This window comes from Halalkalibacter urbisdiaboli (genome assembly GCF_002156385.1).
GTDB classification, from domain to species: domain Bacteria; phylum Bacillota; class Bacilli; order Bacillales; family Bacillaceae_D; genus Halalkalibacter_A; species Halalkalibacter_A urbisdiaboli.
In genome coordinates, this window is sequence record NZ_MVJM01000003.1 from 483504 (window position 1) to 505473 (window position 21970).

A 21970-nucleotide genomic window follows, 5' to 3' on the forward strand; every position below is an offset into this window, starting at 1 on the left:
ACATACTCTCTTAGAACGACTATTAGAAGACTTATCATTTGAAGCCCCCGATATTAATTTAGAAGAAATAGTAATAACACCAGAATACGTAGATGAAAAACTATCAACCATAGCCAAAAATCGCGACTTAAGCCAGTTTATATTATAGGCGGCACGGATGTGACGCCGGCAGCCGAACGTAGAGAGGCTCAAGGTTTAAAAAAGGCGGCACGGATGTGACGCCGGCAGCCGAACGTAGAGAGGCTCAAGGTTTAAAAAGGCGGCACGGATGTGATGCCGGCAGCCGAGCACAGGGAGGCTCATAATTGTATGCAGCAGCCTCCTATTACGCTTAAATGAGACTACATACAAAAGAGAATGATTTGAACATACGTACCATATTTATTAAGACTCAGGAGGAGACGAATGAAATGGATTTACTAACGAGATCAAGAAAAATTAATGAGATGCTTCAAAAGTCCGGAGGGCAACATGTTAGTTTTCGTGATATGGCGGAAACGTTAAGGGATGTAATAAGTGCAAATATTTTTGTTGTTAGTCGTAGAGGAAAATTATTAGGGTTTGCAATTAAGCAGGAAATTGAAAATGAACGAATGAAAAAAATGCTAGAAGATAGACAATTTCCTGAAGCATATACAGAGGGCCTTTTTAAAATTGAAGAAACTTCAGCAAATCTAGGAGTGGAAAGTGAGTTTACGGCGTTCCCAGTTGAGAACAAAGATTTATTTCCAAATGGGCTCACAACCATTGTTCCTATTATAGGAGGCGGACAACGCTTAGGGACATTAGTGTTAGCAAGATTAAATGATACATTTAATGACGATGATTTAATTTTGGCCGAATATGGTGCAACAGTTGTCGGAATGGAAATCCTCCATGAGAAAACGCAGGAAATTGAGGAAGAGGCTAGAAGTAAGGCAGTCGTACAAATGGCGATTAGTTCACTATCGTATAGTGAGCTCGAAGCTGTCGAACATATTTTTCAAGAACTCGATGGTAAAGAAGGTCTTCTAGTTGCGAGTAAAATAGCAGATAGAGTTGGTATTACTCGTTCGGTAATCGTAAATGCACTTAGAAAGTTAGAAAGTGCAGGTGTCATTGAATCTCGTTCTCTTGGTATGAAAGGAACGTACATAAAAGTATTAAATGATAAGTTCTTGCTTGAATTAGATAAACTTAAAGCGAAGTAGGAAAGAAAAAGGGTGCTGCTATTAAGTGGCGCTTTTTTTGTTGTTTTTAAATATGTCAAATAATATGCTTTTATGACAATCCATTATTTGGTAAAAAATTCGACAGTACCATGATTTACATAGCTTAATTTGTTAAAATGTGACGTAATGAATCGCGAAATGTATTATAATATGATTCAGGAACTGCAATGTTCGACATTACAAGGAAAAAAGTCTCGCATTAGACATAGTTCTTTTTGAGGGATTCTAGTTTTTTTAAAATAGATGTTAGACTTTTATAGGTATTTTGTTTAAAATTCTCATAGGTTCTTAGAGAATTATGTCGAAATATGGTCATTTATATAAAAGTATGTGAAGTGAATCAAGTAGGAAGGTGTGAGTTCTTTGGATTTATTCTCTAGCAATTCGTTTCGAGTCTTAGAGAGGGGTTTGGACGGTGCTCAAATAAAGCAGAAAGCAATTACTCAAAACATTGCGAACGTCGATACTCCGAATTATAAAGCAAAAACAGTAAGTTTTAGACATATGTTAAATGATGCAATGGGGGAGAATTCTTTTCGAGCACACCGAACAGATCAGCGTCATCTCGAATTTAGTACGCGTAAACAAGGTCCAATAATTGAATCATCGAACTCTACGATGTATAACCATAATCAAAATAATGTTGATATTGACCATGAAATGGCTGAACTTGCCAAAAATCAAATTTATTATAATGCGTTAATCGAGCGACTTAATGGACGCTTTTCGAGTATTAAAAATGTTATAGGAGGAAGGTAACGTGTCAATCTTTCATGGATTTAATACAAGTGCATCTGCCTTGACAGCTCAAAGGTTAAGGATGGATGTAGTAAGTTCAAATATGGCGAACGCTGATACGACGAGAGCTAGATTGGTAGATGGGGAATGGCAACCGTATCAGCGGAAAATGGTTGTTATGAAGCCAAATGAAAAACAACCATTTGCTAGTTTTCTCAATCAAGCAATGGGGAAGACGTCTAGTACAGTTGGCTCAGGTGTTAAAGTTTCTGGGATCATTGGCGACCAAACGCCATTTAAATTAGTTTATAATCCTGAACATCCGGATGCGAACGAAGAAGGGTATGTACAATTGCCGAATGTTGACCCGTTACGTGAAATGGTTGATTTAATGAGTGCTACTCGTTCATACGAAGCTAACGTTACGACGTTAAATGCTTCTAAGAATATGTTATTAAAAGCATTGGAAATTGGTCGATAAGGGGTGAATGCTAGATGGAAACAAATATGATTAAATCTCCATTTAATATAAATCAGCTAAAAGTTGCCACTGCTTCAAAGGTGACACCTGCAGAAGCGCAGCAAAGCTTTAAAACGGCTTTAAGCCAAGCTATTAAAGATGTTAATGAGCTTCAACAAGTTTCTGCCGAAAAAACGGAATTACTTGCTAAAGGTGAAATAGAGAATTTACATGATGTTATGATAACAGGCCAAAAAGCAAGCATTACTCTCCAAGCAACAGTAGAGGTTCGTAATAAGGTAATAGAAGCCTATCAGGAAATTATGAGAATGCAAGTTTAATAAATGAAAATGATAATTGTAGTTGTCGGACGTAGGAGGATATATGAACGAAAAACTATCACTATATAAACAGAGACTAAACGAATATTGGAGTGGTAGAACGTCAAAGCAGAAAGGGCTATTTGTCGGCTCGATTATTGCTGTGATTGCGTTATTTTCGCTCCTTGCATTTATGGGAACTAGAACAAACTATGTCCCTCTTTATCATAACCTAACGTTACAGGAAACAGGTCAAATAAAAGAAACACTTGATGCAAGAGGGATTGCTTCAACAATATCTGATAATGGAACAACAATACTGGTTCCTGAAACATTAGTAGATTCGCTAAAGGTTGAACTTGCGGCAGAAGGTATTCCGAATAGTGGTAGTATTGATTACGGTTTTTTCAAAGAACAAATGGGCTTTGGAATGACGGATAACGAGTTCTCTGTGATGGAACGTGCTGCGATGCAAACTGAACTTGGCAATTTAATTCGAAATATTAAAGGTGTTAATCAAGCTAACGTCATGATTACTCTACCGGAGGAAAGCGTTTGGATGTCTCAAACGCAAGAAGCTTCAACTGCTTCTGTTGTGGTTGATTTAGCGCCAGGATATCAGCTAGACGCAACTCAAGTAAAAGCTTTGTATCATTTAGTATCAAAGAGTGTGCCAAACCTTCCTATTGAAAATATCGTCATAATGAATCAAATGTTTGAGGATTATCGTTATGAAGATGAGAATCAATCAACATCTACACTCTCTGCTTTTGAGCAGCAGCGATCCATTCAACGTGAAATTGAGAGGGATTTAACGAGAAACATTCAACAAATGTTAGGGACAGTAGTAGGTAGAGACAAAGTCCTAGTGTCGGTTACTACTGACATTGATTTCACGCAAGAAAATCGGACAGAAGCATTAGTTGAACCGGTTGACCCGGATAAAATGGAAGGCGTTGCAGTCAGTATTGAACGGGTTTCTGAAGCGTACAGCGGTGAAGGAACCTTAAATGAAGGTGTTGTTGGTACTGGAGATGAAATAGCAAATTATCCAGGAATGGTAGGACAAGGACCTTCGGAGTGGGAGAAAACAGAAGAACGGATTAATAATGAAGTCAATCGTATTAACCGAGATATTGTTGAAAGTCCTTATAAAATCCGAGATTTAGGTATTCAAGTTATGGTAGAACCACCTGAGGGAATGGAAACACTTCCGCAAGAAAGAATGGATGATATTCAACAGATTTTAGGGACGATTGTTCGGACAAGCATTTCAGGAGTTTACGCAGAAGAATTAACCCAAGACGTAATTAATGAAAAGATTTATGTATCTTCTCAACCATTTGAAGGAAAGCTTGAATTTGAAAATACGCCTCAAACGGTTATTCCATTATGGATGTACATTGTTGGCGGTGTCTTAATTGCACTTATTCTTCTTTTATTATTCTTATTACTTCGTAAAAGAAAGCAGGAACCAGAAGAAGAGATGGTCGTTGAGAGTTTGCATGAAGAACTTCCGGATTTACCTGATGAATCAAATGGGGTATCTGGTACAAAGAAGAGACAGCTTGAAAAAATGGCAAAAGAGAAGCCAGAAGATTTCTCGAAATTATTACGTACTTGGCTAAGTGAAGACTAGGAGGGGAGACATTGGTGAAAATGACAAAAGAATTGACAGGAAAACAAAAAGCAGCAATTCTCCTTATCTCTCTTGGTCCAGATGTGTCGGCACAGGTTTATAAGCATTTATCTGAAGATGAGATTGAGCAATTGACGTTAGAGATTGCCAATGTTCGTAAAGTAGATAGTGGATTAAAAGAAGAAATTTTAGAGCAATTTCATTCTTTGGTACTAGCACAGGACTATATTGCTCAAGGCGGAATTGGTTATGCAAAAAGTGTTTTGGAAAAAGCATTAGGTGAAAATTCCGCTATGGACATTATTAATCGACTGACTTCAACTTTACAAGTTCGACCATTTGACTTTGCACGTAAGTCAGATCCGCATCAAATACTGAATTTTATACAAAACGAACATCCTCAGACAATTGCGTTGATTTTATCTTACTTGGAGTCCGTACAAGCTGGTCAAATCTTATCTGAACTGCCGCAAGAGGTCCAAGCAGATGTTGCAAAGAGAATTGCATTGATGGATAGTACCTCTCCAGAAATCGTTAATGAGGTCGAAGCAATCTTAGAGCAAAAGCTCTCCTCAACAGCGACGCAGGATTACACAGCAGCTGGTGGGATTGAGGCTGTGGTGGAAGTATTAAATAGTGTAGATAGAAGTACAGAACGTACGATACTTGATGCTCTTGAAATACAAGATCCTGAGCTTGCTGAAGAAATTAAAAAGCGGATGTTTGTATTTGAAGATATTGTTACTCTTGATAATCGTTCGATCCAACGCGTAATTCGCGATGTAGAAAATGAAGATTTACAGCTATCCTTAAAGGTGGCTAGTGAAGAAGTTAAAGAAATTGTCTTTAGTAATATGTCTCAACGCATGGCTGAAACGTTTAAAGACGAGATGGAATTTATGGGTCCTGTTAGATTACGAGATGTTGAAGAAGCACAATCTAGAATTGTTGCTGTTATCCGTCGATTAGAAGAAGCAGGAGAAATTGTCATCGCCCGTGGTGGAGGAGATGATATTATTGTCTAAACTCATTAAGTCTTTGTACACAGAATCAACGAATCTAAAGTCAAAAACAATTGCCATTCAAAAAGTATTTGACAGACAGTTGACTCCTGAAGTAGAAGATAGTAGCGATAATGTCAATATAGAAGAAATAATTTCTGAAACAGAAGAGAAAGCTCGATTGCTTTTACAAGAAGCAGAGGAAAAGGCAAGAGAAATAGTCGACAAAGCAGAAGCAAATGCCCAAGCGATACAAACTCAAATGAATGAACAACGAATGGACTTAGAGCTTGAGATTGAAAAAGCAGTTAATGAAGGTCGGCAGCATGGGTTTGATGAGGGTGTTTTACAAGGTAAGGAAGCTGGATATCAAGAGTACCTCTCTCTTATTAACGAAGCACAGGAAATGATCAAACGAGCGCAGGATGATTATAATCAAACAGTCGAACAAGCTGAGCCTGTTATTTTAGAACTAGCTGTAACTTTATGCCAAAGGGTCATTGGATCGAAATTAGAAACGGATGAGGAATTGTGGACATCCATGCTTCATCAAGTCATGTTGGAGGTTCGGGAACATGAGAATGTAAAAGTTTATGTCCATCCGATTTGGTATGAGCAAACCCTGCATCAAAAAGCTGAACTCCAACGCTTATTGAGTCATACTGAACATTTATATATCTACCCAGATGCAGGTTTAGAAGAGAACGGATGTATTATTGAAACAAAATTTGGTCGAATCGATGCTACGATTGATAATCAATTAAAGCATCTTAAAGCTCAGTTGATGGAGAAGATTAGGGAGGCTTAGCATGAAGGCAAAATCTCTCATCGAAAAAGTACCGATTATTTCTCCTTACAAATGGTACGGAAAAGTAGCGCGTGTTGTCGGATTAACAATTGAAGCAAAGGGGCCTCAAGCATCAATAGGTGAATTATGCCTTATCTATGTTGGAAAGGCTGACCAATCTCTTGTGAAAGCGGAAGTTGTTGGTTTCCGTGATGAACATATTCTACTTATGCCATTAGATGGTACATTAGACATTTCACCTGGGAGTTTAGTTGAAGCAACAGGAAAGCCACTTGAAGTAAAGGTAGGATTTGGATTAATTGGACAAATCATTGACGGTTGTGGTGAACCGCTAAATGGTAAGGAACTTCCGAAAGGCTTAACACCTTTCCCAACAGAAAATCGGCCGCCAAATCCTTTAGACCGTCCTAGAATAACTGATAAAATGAGCTTAGGTGTCCGCGCTATCGATAGTTTATTTACGGTCGGTAAGGGACAGAGGATTGGTATTTTTGCAGGAAGCGGTGTTGGAAAAAGTACACTTCTTGCGATGTTGGCTAAAAATTCAGCCGCTGATATAAATGTCATTGCTCTTATTGGGGAACGTGGTCGAGAAGTTAAGGATTTTATTGAGCGGGATTTAGGGGAAGATGGTTTAAAAAATACGGTTTTGGTCGTGGCAACATCGGATCAGCCAGCTTTAATGAGAATTAAAGGTGCCATGACAGCAACTGCTGTCGCTGAATATTTTCGAAAACAAGGATTAAATGTCAATTTAATGATGGATTCAGTTACTCGTTTTGCAATGGCCCAACGGGAAGTAGGCTTAGCTATTGGTGAACCACCTACAACTAAAGGTTATACACCGTCTGTTTTTGCCATGCTACCTAAGCTTCTTGAACGCTCTGGTACAGATGTACACGGCAGCATTACAGCCTTTTATACAGTATTAGTTGATGGTGATGATATGAATGAGCCGATTGCTGATGCAGTTAGAGGGATTTTAGATGGTCATTTAGTATTGGATCGGAAGCTTGCTAATAAGGGGCAATTTCCTGCGATAAACGTGTTAAGAAGTATTAGTCGTGTAATGACGGATATTACAAATGAAAGCCATAGGCAAGTAGCCGAAATAGTTAGAACCTTGTTATCAACATATTATGATTCTGAAGATTTAATTAATATTGGCGCCTATAAACGAGGGTCATCACGAGAAATAGATGAAGCTATTCAAGCTTACCCAAAAATAATTGCATTTTTAAAGCAATCAACCGATGAAAAAGTGACGTTAGAAGAGTCGGTAGAACAATTGATTCAAGAGTTTGGGAGAGGTGGGCAGTAAGGATGTCTTTTCAGTACACTCTTCAAAAGGTAATGGAAGTAAAAGAAAGAGAAAAGAATGATGCTCAAGCACAATATACTGAGTCTGTGGAGCAGTTCGAAAAAGTCGCGACACAGCTTTATGAGCTTCTTAAAAAAAAGGAAAACCTTGAACACGAGGCCCGGCAGCAAGTATCGAATGGGGTTTCAATTTTAAGACTTCAACAAACTGAGAATCAATTACTTCGTTTGCAGCAGGAAATAAACAGACAACAAAAAAATACACAATTTGCTCGCGAGAAAATGAACCGTAAGCAAAATGATCTAGTCAATGTTTCTGTCGAAGTGAAAAAATATCAAAAAATGAAAGAACGAAAATTCGATGACTATGTAAAAGAACAGGCTTTCATAGAAGTCCAACATATGGATGAAATTTCTGTCCAACTTTTTGCAAGACGCTGAAAATAGGTGAGTTTATGAGCGAAAATGAAAAAGCGTATAGTAAAATTCAATGGTTTTTCCTTGTTATTTTAATTCCTACAATTTTTGCTGTTATATTGTTTGCTGTCGTTTTATCTTTTATTGGTATTGACGTTGTAGAACGAGCGAAACAAGTAGGAAGCTCTCTCCCATTTGTATCAGAGTATTTTGTCGAAGAGGAAGAGGGAAAAGAGGATGTACAAGCAACAATTGCTAACTTAGAGGTAACGATAACGGAGCAAGAGGCTGAAATTGAACAATTGAAGCGTGAGTTAGAAGCAAGATTAGAAGAGAAAAGCACAATTGAAAATGAACGGAATCAACTAGAACAGCGATTAGCTGTGCAAACAGAATTAGCTAAAGAAACGCAACAAGAGTTGGATGAAATCGCTTTGACCTATGAATCTATGTCTGCTAAAAAAGCAGCAGCGATTATAACGGAGCTCGAACTGGAAGAAGCTTTATTGCATATTTCTCTTCTTTCGACTGAATCGAAGGCAGCTATATTGGAAAAGTTAGAAGGCGCAAAAGCTGCTGAAATTATGAGTCGACTAGCAAATCAATAAAGGTTGAAAGGAGGTGAAATTAGTGAACAGTATCGTACCACTAATTCAAGCAAATACGTTGTCAAATACAAAAAGCATTTCAAGTGGTACTAAAGCGAATCATTCAGCAGGTTCAGTACAAGGCGACAGTTCTTTTTTAAGCTTATTTAATGGATTAGTTGCTCAACAAGAAAGCTTGGTGGACGTAGAAAGTAGTTCGTCACAAAGCGAAGATCTTCTTTCGCTCCTTTTAGGCTTGGGTGATGAAAACCTGTTCTTTAATGAAAATCTCTTGTACTCCGAAGACGTTACAGCGTTGTTGGAATTATTACCACAGGATTGGGAGTCACTATTTACTCAATTCCTTTCTAACGAGCAGGGACTAAATGCTGAAGAATTAAATCAACTACCACTTGAGCAACAAGGAATTCTTGCTTTATTAACGCTTCGCCAACAAGATTCCATTGATTTACCTCCTAAACGCTTGGAGGCATTACAACAATTTGTGAATCGGATTTTCCCCTTTTTAAGTGAAGGGAAGTTCTTGCAAGATAATATAAAGCTTGAGAAGTTTGTTGAACATGTAAAGCTGAAACTCGAGAAGAATCCGAATGCTAATGGAAATAGCACTTCCTTTACCCAATTACTTCAGGAACGGGAAGAACCGCAAAAGCCACTCACGATTCAATTGGCAAATGAACCAACAAAGCTGCGTGGACTTCAACATCCAAATCAAGAATTCGGACAAGTGATGACAAAGGCTGAACAAGCAACGATTCACCTTGGAGAACAAGTATCACGTGAGGTTAGACAACAGCAATTTATCAAGCAATTCCAACAACTTCTGCAAAGAAGTATCTTTACACAGCAGCAAGATGGAACTAAAACATTATCTATTAAACTATATCCAGCTCACCTTGGTCGTTTAGATATTCAATTGACACAATTGAATGGGGCGATTGTTGCGAAAATATTGACTGGAACATCAACAACTAAGGAGTTAGTAGAGTCACAACTTACTCAATTGAGGCATGCCTTTGCACAACAACAGTTAAACGTTGATCGAATTGAGGTTGCAGAGCAACAATTACAAGACCAAAAAGAGGAGCATTCCCAAAAACGTGAGGACAGATATGAGGATAATAGCTCCGATAATAATGAGGAAATAGAAGAACGTGTTTCGTTCCAAGACGCTTTAGAAGACGCAACGTTTAATCAACAGGTGTAAGGAGGAAAGCATGACTACGATAAATGAAGGATTGTATTTGAATAGTAAACCAACAACAGATCAACAAAGCAGTAACAACATATTAGGGAAAGATGATTTTTTAAAAATCCTAATTACACAGTTGCAAAATCAAGACCCTTCTAACCCAATGGATGACCGTGAATTTATTGCTCAAATGGCAACATTTTCATCGTTAGAACAAATGACAAATATGAACCAATCGATTCAAAAATTTGTTAATTTCCAAATGAGTCAAAATCTTTTGCAACACAGTGAACTAATCGGTAAAAAAGTCCAATGGACGAGAGAGGTTCAAATTGATGAATTCCGTACTAAAACGGAAGAAGCTACAAACCATGTTACGTCAGTAAAACTTGAAAAAGACGGTACGTTACGTGTTTTACTTGATAATGGACGATGGATAACCAATAACCAAGTCGTCCAAATTAGCTTACCTGATAGTCCAAATAGTGAGGATACAGCTAATGGAGGGTCAGGAGCTACAGAATAGCGGGAGTGATTTCAATGGATCCAAGAATGAATATCACGCATTCTTTACAATCTCTTCCAAGACCTTTTAAAAAAGCAAATCACCAAACTGCTCTAAAAGCAGGGGAGTTTCAACGCTTGTTTACGAACGAGATCCAACAATTAAAGGTGAGTAAGCATGCCCAACAGCGAATGATAGCAAGAGGCATAGAGATTAGTGAAACGAAGTGGAGTCAGATTCACGAAAAAGTTGCTGAAGCAAAGCAAAAAGGTGTGAACGACTCATTAGTGTTAACAAAGAATGCGGCTTTAGTCGTAAGTGCTAAAAATGATACAGTCATTACTGTTCTTGACAGACAGGAAGCACAATCACAAATTTTTACGAATATTAATGGAACGATTTTAATTGATTAAATTTTATAAGCTGGACCTGACGGGAAGCTTAGGCTGCCGACCGATCGAAGCAGTCAAACTAAGGAGGAAATAGTTAATGTTACGTTCAATGTACTCTGGGATTTCTGGTATGAAAAACTTTCAAACAAAACTCGATGTTCTTGGTAACAATATAGCTAATGTAAACACGTTTGGATTTAAAAAAGGCCGTACGACGTTTAAGGATATGGTAAGTCAACAAATTGCAGGTGCTACTGGGCCAGGACAAGGCCAAGGTGGTGTGAACGCTCGTCAAGTAGGTTTAGGGATGCAGTTGTCATCGATCGATACGATTCATACTCAAGGAAGCCTTCAAAATACAAATCGAGAATTAGACTTAGGGATTTCAGGGGATGGCTATTTTGTTGTAGGACAAGCAACAGGAAATGAATGGAATGGAACTGATAAAAATATTGCCATCGATAACGTTAACTTAAACTATACTAGAGCAGGAAACTTTTACTTAGATAGTCAAGGCTTTATCGTTAATTCAGACGGCTTATACTTAATGGGGCAATCAACGAACAATGCAAATGGTGTTGATAGTGAGAATGATTTATTAGCAAACCAAATGGGACGTATTCAAATACCAACTTCTGCACAAAGTTTTAGTATTGGTGCAAACGGTGTGGTCAATTACATTGATACAAATGGTGAACTTCGAATTGGTGGAAGAGTAACCCTTGCGAAGTTTCCGAACCCAGAAGGATTACAAAAAGTAGGTGATAATCTTTATCAAACATCTGCGAACTCTGGTAATCCAAATGGGGAAGCTGTAGCGGCAAATGTTGGATGGGATGACTTTACTGCACCAGGAGCTAATGGAGCAGGATCTCTAGTTGCTGGTACGTTAGAAATGTCAAACGTAGACCTTTCTGAAGAGTTCACTGAAATGATTGTTGCACAACGTGGGTTCCAAGCGAATACTCGGATTATAACGACTTCAGATGAGATTCTTCAAGAACTTGTAAACTTAAAACGATAATTGATAGATTCATACACATGTGAAATATAGTTTAGATAAGGGGAGGTTTGGGCTAGGGTGCAAACACCTAGCCCTTCCATAATTATATGATTGAATTAATTCGTTTAAATGGTCAGCCGTTTTTATTAAATGTCCTCTTAATCGAACAAGTTGAGGCATTTCCTGATACGACAATCACGTTAGTTAGTGGGAAAAAAATCATCGTTCGTAATGATGTGAAAGAGGTCCTTAAATTGGTTAATCAACGATATCGCCAAATTGGACTAACTGCAATTCATAAAGATGTGGAGGGCTCATGATTGTTTAAAAATAAACTTGTTAATATTATGCTTATTATTATTGTCGCATTAACATTAGTAGGAGTGGTTACATTAGTCCTCGTCAATCATTTGACGAAGCAACCTGATGCAAATGCTGAACCGACTATTGATGAAATTATCGCACAGTCCATTGAAACGGAAGAGATTACAACAAATCTATTATCAAATGATTTTGTTCGAGCATCATTCCGTATTCATGTCGATAACAAAAAAGCTTTGGAAGAAATCCAAAAAAGAGATTTTCAAGTTGAAAATATCATTCTTCGGTCACTATCAGGAAAAGAATCCTCTGAACTTGCGGGGCCTGAAGGAATCGAAGCATTAGAAAAGCAATTAAAAGACCAAATAAATCATTTAATGCAGCAAGGCTCCGTTGTTCAAGTATATACAACGAGTTGGGTAATACAATAAGTCGGTTCTCATTTGACCCATTAGGAAAGCATTAAACTGAGAACAAGGCATTTAAAGAAGAGAAATGGCTCCTTGAACGTTTATGTACGAAAACATAATCGAAAGTACTGGACCCGTATATTGCTTCAAGAAAGACTGCTCTGCCGTTTTTCTTAAGAGAGATTGAGAGGTGAGGCTCATGGCTGATATTTTATCACAAGGGGAAATCGATGCGCTACTGTCGGCGCTTTCTACCGGGGAAATGAGCGCTGATGAACTCAAAAAAGAAGAGACAGAGAAAAAGGTAAAAGTATATGATTTTAAACGTGCATTACGTTTTTCAAAAGACCAAATTCGTAGTTTGTCACGTATTCATGAAAACTTTGCACGGTTAATTACTACTTTTTTCTCAGCACAACTCCGTACATTTGTTCAAATATCAGTAGCGTCAGTTGATCAATTACCCTATGAGGAGTTTATACGCTCCATTCCAAAAATGACAATTCTAAATGTTTTCGAACCGTACCCACTAGATGGTCGAATCATGATGGAAGTTAATCCGAATATTGCTTACGCTATGCTTGACCGATTGTTAGGGGGAAGAGGTACTAGCGTTAATAAAATCGATAATTTAACTGAAATTGAAACACGTATAATGTCTCAGTTGTTTCAAAGAACATTGGAAAGTTTTCAAGATGCATGGAGTTCCATTGTTGAACTAGATCCTGTTATGCAGGATATTGAGGTGAATCCACAGTTTGTGCAAATGGTTTCTCCTAATGAAACGGTTGTTGTTATTTCGCTGTCAACAACAATCGCAGAAACATCAGGTATGATAAATATTTGTTTACCGCATGTCGTCCTTGAAGAAGTATTGCCTAAGCTTTCCATCCATTATTGGATGCAAGAGAAGAAAAAGCAACGTCATCCAAAGGAACAAATTACGATAGAGAAGAGAGTGCATCAAGCACCTTTATTAATTCAAGCAGAGCTTGGTCGTTCAGAAATCACCATTCAAGAGTTTTTAATGTTAGGTAAAGGTGATGTAATTCAATTAAATCAAGCTATAAACAAACCACTGTTAATGAGTGTAGGCGGAGAACCAAAATACTACGCTCAACCAGGAAAAATGAAGAATCAAATCGCTGTCCAAGTGACAGATGTAATTGAGGAGGCAGCAGAAGATGATGAATGATGATATGCTTTCCCAAGATGAAATCAACGAATTGCTAAAAGGTGTAGGTTCATCTGATGATCAAGAAGAGCAAGTAGAAATGGAGAGTCATGAAGAAAAGGACAATTCATTACCAGTAAAAAATTATTTATCTGATATTGAGCAGGATGCTTTAGGGGAAATTGGGAATATTTCCTTTGGTAGCGCAGCTACGGCTCTGTCGACATTATTAAGTCAAAAGGTTGATATTACAACACCGACACTTTCGCTCATTAGCCGTGATAAGCTTGAGCAAGAATTTCCGCAGCCACATGTATCTGTTCTTGTCCAGTATACAGAAGGTTTTGAAGGAATGAACTTACTCGTTATTAAAACGACTGACGCAGCGATTATTGCCGATTTGATGCTTGGTGGGGATGGTACAAACCCATCAAATGATTTAAGTGAAATGCATATTAGTGCTGTACAAGAAGCAATGAATCAAATGATGGGGTCCGCTTCAACATCCATGTCCACTATTTTCAATAAAAAGGTTGATATTTCCCCGCCTGGTATAGATTTAATGGATGTGAAAAAAGAAGAGGGTATTAGTTATGTACCTGAGGATGATATACTTGTAAAGATCTCATTCCGCTTAAAAATTGGGGATTTGATTGATTCAAACATTATGCAACTAGTTACAGTTTCTTTTGCTAAACAGCTTGTCGAAGAGTTAATGAATCCAGGGGCATCTACGAGTGAGGAGCTTACAATGGACGAAACTCCTTCAGTACCAGCAGAAAGTCAACAACAGCAACATATTCAATACGAACAACCGCCAGTTCATTCTAATCAACAACAGGCTCAGCCACAGTATGAACAACGTGGTCAACAGCATTTAGGAACAACATTTCAACAACCAAATGTTGATGTACAACCAGCGGCTTTTTCAAACTTTGCTCCGCCTGAGTTATCACAAAATGAATCAAATAACTTGAATATGTTATTAGATATTCCTCTTCAAGTTACAGTTGAGCTTGGTCGAACAAAACGCTCTATCAAGGAAATTCTTGAATTTACACAGGGGTCGATTATCGAGCTTGATAAATTAGCAGGGGAACCAGTCGACATACTCGTTAATCAAAAGCTCATTGCAAAAGGTGAAGTTGTCGTCATTGACGAGAATTTCGGTGTGCGCGTAACGGACATTGTTAGTAAAGTTGAGCGTATAAACAATCTTAAATAATGGATAAGCACTTGAGAGGAAGGAAGGAATTTAATCATGTCACATAAAGTGTTAATTGTTGATGATGCGGCTTTTATGCGCATGATGATTAAGGATATTTTGTCGAAAAATGGCTTTGAAGTTGTTGGTGAAGCCAATGATGGAGCTCAAGCTGTTGAAAAATACCAGGAGCTTTCACCAGATTTAGTTACGATGGATATTACAATGCCTGAAAAAGACGGGATTACCGCTTTAAAAGAAATAAAATCGTTCGACCCAAATGCAAAAGTTATTATGTGTTCAGCAATGGGCCAACAAGCAATGGTTATCGATGCAATCCAAGCGGGGGCAAAAGATTTTATCGTTAAACCATTTCAAGCTGACCGTGTTCTTGAAGCAATTAAGAAAACGCTTGGGTAGGGAATGTACTTGCAGGAAAAGGAGTGTAGCTATCTATGCGTTTGATACAAACTATAACGTGCTTTGTCATCGTGTTTTCAGTTCTTTTTCAATCTCCTGTTGCGGCTAACCAACAAGGTGAAGATGCTTCAAAAACCGTTTTGGAGTCATTAAATCAGGAACAAGAAGCGAATCCAACTCAAGCGCCTAATGATAGTCAAGCTCCAGTTAATGATGAGAGCAAACCTGTGGAACAAGAAGAAATCGCAGAAGAACCTGGATTACCTGAACAAAGCACAGCTAAAATATTTGCACAGATGTTAGGTGCCTTGGCCTTTGTTATTTTTCTACTCTATGTGATTCTACGATTTATTAATAAACGAACGAGGGCTTTTCGTTCGACTCAATTGCTTCAAAATGTTGGAGGTGTCCCATTAGGAGCAAATCGTTCCGTTCAATTGGTCAAAGTGGGGAATCGAGTCCTTGTAGTTGGAGTCGGAGAGACGATTCAGTTACTAAAGGAAATTGAAGATGAGTCAGAGATAAAGCAACTAATGACGCAACAACAGGAACAATTTTCACAAATCGATATTCCAATTAATAAAATGACTTCTTGGATAAATCGTCGTTTGCGGGGCGAAGACTCAACTTATGTTGAAGCAAACTCATCTCCTAAAAATCAAGATGCGTTTAAAGCCCTGTTATCCAAGCAGCTTTCTGATGTTTCTAAGTCACAGAAACAAATTCATGACGCTGTGAGGGAGAGAGAAAAATAATGATATTAGAACATTTTATTATGCCAGCGATAACGACGATTCCAGGCTTCGATCCTGATTATTTGACGGACGAGCCTGCTAATGTAGCAACAACAATTCAATTATTATTAGTATTAACTGTATTGTCCCTTGCACCTAGTATTCTTATATTAATGACGAGTTTTACTAGAATAGTCATTGTACTATCTTTTGTAAGACAAGGACTAGCAACACAGTCGATGCCACCAAACCAAGTATTAATAGGACTTGCATTATTTCTTACCTTTTTCATTATGGCACCAATTTTGTCAGAAGTGAATGAACAAGCTTTGACGCCTTTTTTAGATGGGGAAATTGATCAAGATGAAGCGTTTGCTCGTGCTGCTGTACCGATGAAAGAGTTTATGGCAAAGCATACACGTGAGAAGGATTTAGCTTTGTTTATGGGCTATGCTGGATTAGAACGTCCAGAGTCTCTTGATGATATCCCCTTAACCGCTTTAGTACCTGCTTTTGCGATAAGTGAACTAAAAACGGCCTTTCAAATAGGTTTTTTAATATTTGTACCATTTCTTGTTATTGATATGATTGTGGCAAGTGTCCTGATGTCCATGGGGATGATGATGCTCCCTCCTGTCATGATTGCACTTCCATTTAAAATATTGCTATTCGTTTTAGTTGACGGTTGGTATTTAATCGTACAATCTTTGTTGTTAAGTTTTTCTTAAAAGGAAAGGGTGACTAGCGTGACGTCTGATTTTATTATAAACATCGCTGAAAATGGGATATGGACAGTTTTGTTAGTTGCCGGACCGTTACTAATTATTGCTCTTGGTTTAGGTTTGTTAGTAAGTATTTTCCAAGCGACAACGCAAATTCAAGAGCAGACTTTGGCGTTTATTCCGAAAATTGTTGGAGTATTTGTTGCACTTATTGTATTCGGACCATGGATGCTATCACATGTAACGAATTTTGCTTACCAAATATTTAGTAATGTTCACAGGTATATTGGCTAATGACAGATTATGTGAATATGTTACCTGCATTCATGCTTGTCTTTATTAGAGTGCTGGCCTTTTTTTCTGTCCTCCCAATTTATGGGCATCGTTCTATACCTGTATCACATAAGATTGGTTTGGCTGGGATACTAGCCTGGATTATGATTTTTACCCTAGACGCTCCTGAAATACAGGTAGATACAGGATTTCTATTGCTAATTATGAAGGAGATACTTGTTGGGTTAATGGTTGGATTAATTGCTATGATGTTACTTTATGCTATTCAAGTGGCAGGGGGATTCATCGATGCCATGATGGGATTTATGATCGCAAATGTCGTTGATCCTCAAACGGGAGCACAAAGCCCGCTTGTCGGGAGTTATTTATATACGTTTGCTCTGTTATTTCTTTTAGCCGTGAACGGACATCATATGCTGCTTGATGGTATTTATTATAGTTATCAATTTGTTCCGTTAGAACAACTCTTTTTGCCTTTTGGACAAGAAAATATTATTCAATTTGTAACGCAAACTTTCAATTCGATGTTTATTATTGCCTTTCAAATGGCTTTTCCGATTGTTGGTTCCTTATTTCTTGTTGATGTTGCACTCGGAATGGTGTCTCGTGCCGTACCACAGATGAATGTTTTTGTAGTCGGAATGCCACTTAAAATTATCGTTGGTCTTTTATTATTAACGGTTTTTCTCGGAGTGTTTTTTATGATTGTTCAGAAACTGTTCGATCAGATGCTACTTGCAATGAGGACATTACTCCAACTATTAGGAGGAGCGTAGCATGGCATATATACGTTTAAATTTACAATTCTTTGCGGAAGAAAAAACTGAAAAAGCAACACCGAAAAAGAGACAGGACAGTCGGAAAAAAGGACAAGTTCCTAAAAGTACGGATGTAAATACGGCAATTATACTTTTGTTAGTTTTTTTGTTTATGTGGCTTTTTGGTGGTGCCATACTCGGTACAACCATTATCGATCTTTTGAAGCATGTATATCAAACCTATTTACTAATGGACATTAATGAACAAAATATAAATTTTATTTTTTTTGAAATATTGGTGGAAGTTTCAAAGGTGTTACTACCTATCATGCTTGTAGCAATGGTTGCAGGAGCGTTTTCTAGCTATATGCAAGTAGGTGCACTTTTTACAACTGAACCGTTGAAATTTAAGCTTGATAAGCTAGATCCTATAAAAGGGGCGAAGCGGATTTTTTCGGCACGTGCCCTTGTTGAATTACTAAAATCGTTGTTGAAAATAGGTTTAGTAGGGACGGTAGTATATCTAATTATTTGGTTCAATTTGGAAAAAGTAATGTTACTTTCCCAAAAATCAGTGGAGACGGGGTTTCATGTTATTGCTCAATTAGCAGCTCTGATGGGAGTTGCTGTTGCAGTATTACTGTTATTTCTAGCAATCCCTGATTACCTATATCAGAAATATGACCATGAAAAACAAATCCGCATGTCAAAAAAAGACATTAAGGATGAACATAAAAATATGGATGGAGATCCAAAAATAAAAGCTAAGCGAAGACAGAAGCAAATGGAAATGGCGATGCAACGAATGATGGAGGAAGTTCCAAAAGCAGATGTTGTTATTACGAATCCAACTCACTTTGCTGTAGCTCTTCGCTATGACGAAGAAAAAGCTGATGCACCAATTGTTGTAGCAAAAGGTGTTGATTTTATCGCTCAGAAAATAAAAGGGATAGCAGCTGAACACGAGATCGTTACGGTTGAGAATAAGCCGTTGGCAAGGGCATTATATTCTCAAACAGACATCGGACAACAAGTTCCAGAAGAATTATTTAAAGCTGTTGCTGAAGTGTTAGCCTTTGTTTATCGTTTGAAAAACCAGCGAGTTAATTAATTAGTTCGAAGTTAGGGGAGAGAGTGCCTGTGAAAGTAAGAGAACTTTCGGTTTTACTCGGCGTGATTCTAATTGTTGTCATGCTTATTATTCCATTACCATCTTTTATGTTAGACTTTTTAATAATTATTAATATTTCTCTTGCTTTGATAATTATTCTTGTGGCAATGAACACACACGATCCTCTCCAATTTTCGATTTTTCCAACTCTATTACTCCTTGTTACACTTTTCCGTCTCGGGTTAAACGTGTCAACAACACGTTCAATTCTTGGAAAAGCCGAGGCAGGGAATGTCATTGATACTTTTGGGCAGTTTGTTGTTGGAGGGAATGCTTTAGTCGGTTTTGTTGTCTTTTTAATTTTAATCATTATTCAATTTGTTGTTATAACGAAAGGAGCGGAACGTGTATCTGAGGTTGGAGCGCGTTTTACCCTTGATGCAATGCCTGGGAAACAAATGAGTATTGATGCGGATTTAAATGCAGGGATGATTTCCGACGCTGAGGCTAAAGCTAGACGTGAGAAAATTGAAAAAGAAGCAGATTTTTATGGAGCTATGGATGGTGCGAGTAAATTCGTAAAAGGTGATGCAATTGCCGGGATCGTTATTGTCATTATTAATATGATCTTTGGTTTAGTCATCGGGATGATGCAAATGGGGATGGACCTATCAAATGCAGCATCAACCTATACGCTTTTAACAGTTGGGGATGGTCTAGTCAGTCAAATTCCAGCTCTATTAATTTCAACCGCAACAGGGATTATTGTTACTAGAGCAGCCTCTGATGGTAATTTGGGCGAGGACTTATCAAAGCAATTATTAGCTTATCCTAAAATGCTTTACGTTACAGCAGGGACGATATTTTTGTTAGGTGTCGTTACGCCAATTGATAAATTATTAACATTTTCGATCGCAGGTTTTCTCGTTTTTGGAGGCTTTCAATTGTCGAGGATGGAAAAACGGGTATTAGAAGAGGAAGAAGCTCAAGAAGAAGATGAACCTACTGATGATATGAAATCACCAGAAAGTGTCGTTAATCTTCTCCAAATCGATCCGATTGAATTTGAGTTTGGTTATGGGCTTATCCCTCTTGCAGATGCAAATCAGGGAGGAGATTTACTAGATCGGGTAGTTATGATTAGGCGTCAAATGGCACTCGAACTAGGGATGATTGTTCCTGTTATTCGGATTCGAGATAACATTCAGCTTCAACCAAATGAATACACTATCAAAATTAAAGGTAATGAAATAGCTAAAGGTGAGCTACTTCTTGACCACTATATGGCGATGAGTCCAGGGATTGAGGATGAAAGTATTGTCGGAGTAGACACAGTTGAACCTGCCTTTGGTTTACCTGCAATATGGATCGGGGAAGATATGAAAGAACAGGCTGAGTTATCCGGTTATACCGTTGTTGACCCACCATCTGTTGTATCGACCCATTTAACTGAAATTATAAAACGACATGCAAATGAGCTCCTAGGTCGCCAAGAAACGAAACAGCTAGTGGATCATTTAAAAGAAACTTATCCTGCTCTTGTAGAAGAGGTAACACCAAATGCATTATCAATCGGTGAGGTACAGAAGGTATTAACAAATTTATTGAAAGAAAATATCTCGATTCGTAATTTGCCTGTCATTTTTGAGACGTTAGCTGATTATGGACCGATGACAAAGGATATGGATTTGTTAACCGAGTATGTTCGTCAATCATTATCACGTCAAATTTCAAAACAAATGACAACTCCTGGAGAACCATTATATGTAATTACGTTAAGTGGTGGGGTTGAAAAGAAAATCGCTGAGTCTATTCAACAAACGGAGCATGGTAACTTTATTTCAATGGATCCAAATGATTCTCAAAGAATTATGGAGTCTGCTGCAGTAGAGACAGATCGACTTTCTCAAATGGGACAAGTACCGATTATCCTTTGTTCTCCAGCGGTAAGAATGTATGTTCGTCAAATGTTTGAGCGTTATTTGCCGCATGTGCCGATTCTTTCATATAACGAACTTGAAGCTGATGTTGAGGTGCAAAGTGTTGGGGTGGTGAATGTAGATTGAAGGTAAAAAAATATACGGCAAAATCAATGCACGAAGCAATGAAATTAATTCGAGCGGAACTAGGGGATGATGCGGTCATCCTGAACTCAAAGGAAGTAGATATTGGAGGCTTTCTTGGCTTTTTTACAAAAAAACAGTTAGAAGTTATTGCAGCAGTTGACCCATCAATTAATCGACCTTCAAGTCGAGGGATACAGCCACGACCAAGAGTTGAAACGAACTTACCAAACCGTAGAAAAATAAAGGATAATCCAGATACCGAGCAAACAAAAGAATTAATGAATGAACTCACGCAATTGAAGAAAATGATTCAAGGAATGAATGAAAAAGACGAAACAAATGTAAAGGATTATCCTGAGCCTTTTCAACAAATTGATGACCGCTTACGTCTTCAAGGTGTTTCAGAATCGATTCGTTTAGATATTATGAAACATTTGTTAAAAGCGTGGTACAATCAAGAGGGGCATGATAAAAATCTTGAAGAGATTGAAGAACAATTGCATGATTATTTGTTAAAACTATTGTCCCCGTATGAAATGGGCGGATTAACCTTTGACAAGAAAGTGGTTAATATTGTTGGTCCAACTGGTGTTGGAAAAACAACGACCATTGCCAAAATTGCGGCTCATTGTGTTTTAAAAAAGCATAAAAAAGTGGCGCTTATAACGACAGATACGTACCGAATCGCAGCAGTTGAACAGCTAAAAACGTATGCGAAAATCTTAAACATACCATTAGAAGTTGCTTATTCTATTGATGATTTTAAAAAAGCAGCAAAACAGTTTGAACATTATGATTTGATTCTTGTCGATTCGGCAGGAAGAAATTTTAGAAATCGTTTATATGTTGAAGAACTCTCTAAAGTGATTGATTTTGAAAATGAAGCAAACACTTATTTAGTTCTTTCGCTAACTTCGAAATATGAAGATATGAAAGAAATTCTCAATCAATTTTCTCTCATCCCGATAAGGAAAATCATTTTAACAAAAAAAGATGAGACTTCAACGTTTGGTGTTATGATTAATGTTCCGATTGAACTGGGGAAAGGGATTGCTTACGTAACAAATGGTCAAAATGTTCCAGATGATATCGTTGAAGCGACAGCGCCATATATTTTGAAGAGTGTATTAGAGGTGGACTAA

Annotated in this window: 26 protein-coding genes and 1 pseudogene; all 27 read left to right on the forward strand. The window is 37.8% G+C overall.

Annotation, left to right across the window (positions count from 1 at the left end; translation table 11 throughout):
• A pseudogene (locus B1R93_RS22760) lies at nt 1-148 on the forward strand (HslU--HslV peptidase ATPase subunit); the annotation flags it as partial.
• A gap of 262 nt (nt 149-410) precedes the next feature.
• Nucleotides 411-1190 carry a GTP-sensing pleiotropic transcriptional regulator CodY gene (gene codY / locus B1R93_RS16670; RefSeq protein ID WP_088105087.1) on the forward strand — a complete coding sequence of 260 codons (780 nt, stop codon included), beginning with the start codon at nt 411-413 and terminating at the stop codon, nt 1188-1190.
• Nucleotides 1191-1574: 384 nt separating this feature from the next.
• Complete coding sequence (flgB, locus tag B1R93_RS16675) at nt 1575-1970, forward strand: flagellar basal body rod protein FlgB (RefSeq protein ID WP_088105088.1); 396 nt, start codon at nt 1575-1577, stop codon at nt 1968-1970.
• A 1-nt stretch (nt 1971) separates the two neighbouring features.
• On the forward strand, nt 1972-2430 hold the full coding sequence (gene flgC, locus B1R93_RS16680) for a flagellar basal body rod protein FlgC (protein ID WP_280949491.1): 459 nt from the start codon (nt 1972-1974) through the stop codon (nt 2428-2430).
• A gap of 14 nt (nt 2431-2444) precedes the next feature.
• Nucleotides 2445-2750 carry a flagellar hook-basal body complex protein FliE gene (gene fliE, locus B1R93_RS16685; RefSeq protein ID WP_088105089.1) on the forward strand — a complete coding sequence of 102 codons (306 nt, stop codon included), beginning with the start codon at nt 2445-2447 and terminating at the stop codon, nt 2748-2750.
• 43 nt (nt 2751-2793) lie between these two features.
• Nucleotides 2794-4368, forward strand: coding sequence for a flagellar basal-body MS-ring/collar protein FliF (gene fliF, locus B1R93_RS16690; RefSeq protein WP_088105090.1), 1575 nt, complete (start codon nt 2794-2796; stop codon nt 4366-4368).
• Nucleotides 4369-4388: 20 nt separating this feature from the next.
• Nucleotides 4389-5393, forward strand: coding sequence for a flagellar motor switch protein FliG (gene fliG / locus B1R93_RS16695; protein ID WP_088105667.1), 1005 nt, complete (start codon nt 4389-4391; stop codon nt 5391-5393).
• Nucleotides 5386-6177, forward strand: a complete 792-nt coding sequence (fliH, locus tag B1R93_RS16700; RefSeq protein WP_165763858.1) for a flagellar assembly protein FliH — start codon at nt 5386-5388, stop codon at nt 6175-6177. Before fliG ends, fliH begins: the two co-directional genes overlap by 8 nt.
• A 1-nt stretch (nt 6178) precedes the next feature.
• The gene (gene fliI / locus B1R93_RS16705; protein ID WP_088105092.1) at nt 6179-7498 is read left to right on the forward strand and encodes a flagellar protein export ATPase FliI; all 1320 of its coding nucleotides are present in this window, start codon (nt 6179-6181) and stop codon (nt 7496-7498) included.
• 2 nt (nt 7499-7500) lie between these two features.
• A complete protein-coding gene (gene fliJ / locus B1R93_RS16710; RefSeq protein WP_088105093.1) occupies nt 7501-7938 on the forward strand; it encodes a flagellar export protein FliJ in 438 nt (145 codons plus the stop codon).
• A gap of 14 nt (nt 7939-7952) precedes the next feature.
• Complete coding sequence (locus B1R93_RS16715; protein ID WP_088105094.1) at nt 7953-8522, forward strand: MotE family protein; 570 nt, start codon at nt 7953-7955, stop codon at nt 8520-8522.
• 22 nt (nt 8523-8544) lie between these two features.
• The gene (locus tag B1R93_RS16720; RefSeq protein ID WP_088105095.1) at nt 8545-9729 is read left to right on the forward strand and encodes a flagellar hook-length control protein FliK; all 1185 of its coding nucleotides are present in this window, start codon (nt 8545-8547) and stop codon (nt 9727-9729) included.
• Nucleotides 9730-9739: 10 nt separating this feature from the next.
• Complete coding sequence (gene flgD, locus B1R93_RS16725) at nt 9740-10240, forward strand: flagellar hook assembly protein FlgD (protein ID WP_088105096.1); 501 nt, start codon at nt 9740-9742, stop codon at nt 10238-10240.
• A gap of 14 nt (nt 10241-10254) precedes the next feature.
• The gene (locus tag B1R93_RS16730; RefSeq protein ID WP_088105097.1) at nt 10255-10632 is read left to right on the forward strand and encodes a TIGR02530 family flagellar biosynthesis protein; all 378 of its coding nucleotides are present in this window, start codon (nt 10255-10257) and stop codon (nt 10630-10632) included.
• 76 nt (nt 10633-10708) lie between these two features.
• Nucleotides 10709-11635 carry a flagellar basal body rod protein FlgG gene (gene flgG / locus B1R93_RS16735; protein ID WP_088105098.1) on the forward strand — a complete coding sequence of 309 codons (927 nt, stop codon included), beginning with the start codon at nt 10709-10711 and terminating at the stop codon, nt 11633-11635.
• An 86-nt stretch (nt 11636-11721) separates the two neighbouring features.
• Complete coding sequence (locus B1R93_RS16740; RefSeq protein WP_088105099.1) at nt 11722-11934, forward strand: flagellar FlbD family protein; 213 nt, start codon at nt 11722-11724, stop codon at nt 11932-11934.
• On the forward strand, nt 11935-12366 hold the full coding sequence (gene fliL / locus B1R93_RS16745; RefSeq protein WP_088105100.1) for a flagellar basal body-associated protein FliL: 432 nt from the start codon (nt 11935-11937) through the stop codon (nt 12364-12366).
• A gap of 178 nt (nt 12367-12544) precedes the next feature.
• On the forward strand, nt 12545-13540 hold the full coding sequence (fliM, locus tag B1R93_RS16750) for a flagellar motor switch protein FliM (RefSeq protein ID WP_088105101.1): 996 nt from the start codon (nt 12545-12547) through the stop codon (nt 13538-13540).
• Entirely contained in the window at nt 13533-14744 is a 1212-nt protein-coding gene (gene fliY / locus B1R93_RS16755; protein ID WP_088105668.1) for a flagellar motor switch phosphatase FliY, read from the forward strand. Before fliM ends, fliY begins: the two co-directional genes overlap by 8 nt.
• 36 nt (nt 14745-14780) lie before the next feature.
• Nucleotides 14781-15143, forward strand: coding sequence for a response regulator (locus B1R93_RS16760; RefSeq protein ID WP_088105102.1), 363 nt, complete (start codon nt 14781-14783; stop codon nt 15141-15143).
• Between the two features lie 35 nt (nt 15144-15178).
• Nucleotides 15179-15898 carry a flagellar biosynthetic protein FliO gene (gene fliO, locus B1R93_RS16765; protein ID WP_088105103.1) on the forward strand — a complete coding sequence of 240 codons (720 nt, stop codon included), beginning with the start codon at nt 15179-15181 and terminating at the stop codon, nt 15896-15898.
• Nucleotides 15899-15918: 20 nt separating this feature from the next.
• Nucleotides 15919-16605: a flagellar type III secretion system pore protein FliP gene (fliP, locus tag B1R93_RS16770; protein ID WP_165763895.1), complete on the forward strand. Its 687-nt coding sequence runs from the start codon at nt 15919-15921 to the stop codon at nt 16603-16605.
• An 18-nt stretch (nt 16606-16623) separates the two neighbouring features.
• Nucleotides 16624-16893, forward strand: coding sequence for a flagellar biosynthesis protein FliQ (fliQ, locus tag B1R93_RS16775; RefSeq protein WP_088105105.1), 270 nt, complete (start codon nt 16624-16626; stop codon nt 16891-16893).
• Nucleotides 16893-17669, forward strand: coding sequence for a flagellar biosynthetic protein FliR (gene fliR / locus B1R93_RS16780; RefSeq protein WP_088105106.1), 777 nt, complete (start codon nt 16893-16895; stop codon nt 17667-17669). The genes fliQ and fliR overlap by 1 nt, the downstream gene beginning before the upstream one ends.
• 1 nt (nt 17670) lies before the next feature.
• A complete protein-coding gene (gene flhB, locus B1R93_RS16785) occupies nt 17671-18762 on the forward strand; it encodes a flagellar biosynthesis protein FlhB (protein WP_088105107.1) in 1092 nt (363 codons plus the stop codon).
• Nucleotides 18763-18791: 29 nt separating this feature from the next.
• Complete coding sequence (gene flhA / locus B1R93_RS16790) at nt 18792-20828, forward strand: flagellar biosynthesis protein FlhA (RefSeq protein ID WP_088105669.1); 2037 nt, start codon at nt 18792-18794, stop codon at nt 20826-20828.
• Nucleotides 20825-21970 carry a flagellar biosynthesis GTPase FlhF gene (flhF, locus tag B1R93_RS16795; RefSeq protein WP_088105108.1) on the forward strand — a complete coding sequence of 382 codons (1146 nt, stop codon included), beginning with the start codon at nt 20825-20827 and terminating at the stop codon, nt 21968-21970. Before flhA ends, flhF begins: the two co-directional genes overlap by 4 nt.

Coding starts and splice junctions, on each gene's coding strand:
- B1R93_RS16740 (WP_088105099.1), top strand. CDS start 11,722: ATGATTGAATTAATTCGTTTAAATGGTCAGCCGTTTTTATTAAATGTC.
- flgG (WP_088105098.1), top strand. CDS start 10,709: ATGTTACGTTCAATGTACTCTGGGATTTCTGGTATGAAAAACTTTCAA.
- fliM (WP_088105101.1), top strand. CDS start 12,545: ATGGCTGATATTTTATCACAAGGGGAAATCGATGCGCTACTGTCGGCG.
- fliE (WP_088105089.1), top strand. CDS start 2,445: ATGGAAACAAATATGATTAAATCTCCATTTAATATAAATCAGCTAAAA.
- flgD (WP_088105096.1), top strand. CDS start 9,740: ATGACTACGATAAATGAAGGATTGTATTTGAATAGTAAACCAACAACA.
- fliY (WP_088105668.1), top strand. CDS start 13,533: ATGAATGATGATATGCTTTCCCAAGATGAAATCAACGAATTGCTAAAA.
- fliP (WP_165763895.1), top strand. CDS start 15,919: ATGCCAGCGATAACGACGATTCCAGGCTTCGATCCTGATTATTTGACG.
- fliI (WP_088105092.1), top strand. CDS start 6,179: ATGAAGGCAAAATCTCTCATCGAAAAAGTACCGATTATTTCTCCTTAC.
- fliJ (WP_088105093.1), top strand. CDS start 7,501: ATGTCTTTTCAGTACACTCTTCAAAAGGTAATGGAAGTAAAAGAAAGA.
- flhB (WP_088105107.1), top strand. CDS start 17,671: ATGGCATATATACGTTTAAATTTACAATTCTTTGCGGAAGAAAAAACT.
- fliR (WP_088105106.1), top strand. CDS start 16,893: ATGACAGATTATGTGAATATGTTACCTGCATTCATGCTTGTCTTTATT.
- B1R93_RS16730 (WP_088105097.1), top strand. CDS start 10,255: ATGGATCCAAGAATGAATATCACGCATTCTTTACAATCTCTTCCAAGA.
- B1R93_RS16715 (WP_088105094.1), top strand. CDS start 7,953: ATGAGCGAAAATGAAAAAGCGTATAGTAAAATTCAATGGTTTTTCCTT.
- fliG (WP_088105667.1), top strand. CDS start 4,389: ATGACAAAAGAATTGACAGGAAAACAAAAAGCAGCAATTCTCCTTATC.
- codY (WP_088105087.1), top strand. CDS start 411: ATGGATTTACTAACGAGATCAAGAAAAATTAATGAGATGCTTCAAAAG.
- fliO (WP_088105103.1), top strand. CDS start 15,179: ATGCGTTTGATACAAACTATAACGTGCTTTGTCATCGTGTTTTCAGTT.
- B1R93_RS16760 (WP_088105102.1), top strand. CDS start 14,781: ATGTCACATAAAGTGTTAATTGTTGATGATGCGGCTTTTATGCGCATG.
- fliF (WP_088105090.1), top strand. CDS start 2,794: ATGAACGAAAAACTATCACTATATAAACAGAGACTAAACGAATATTGG.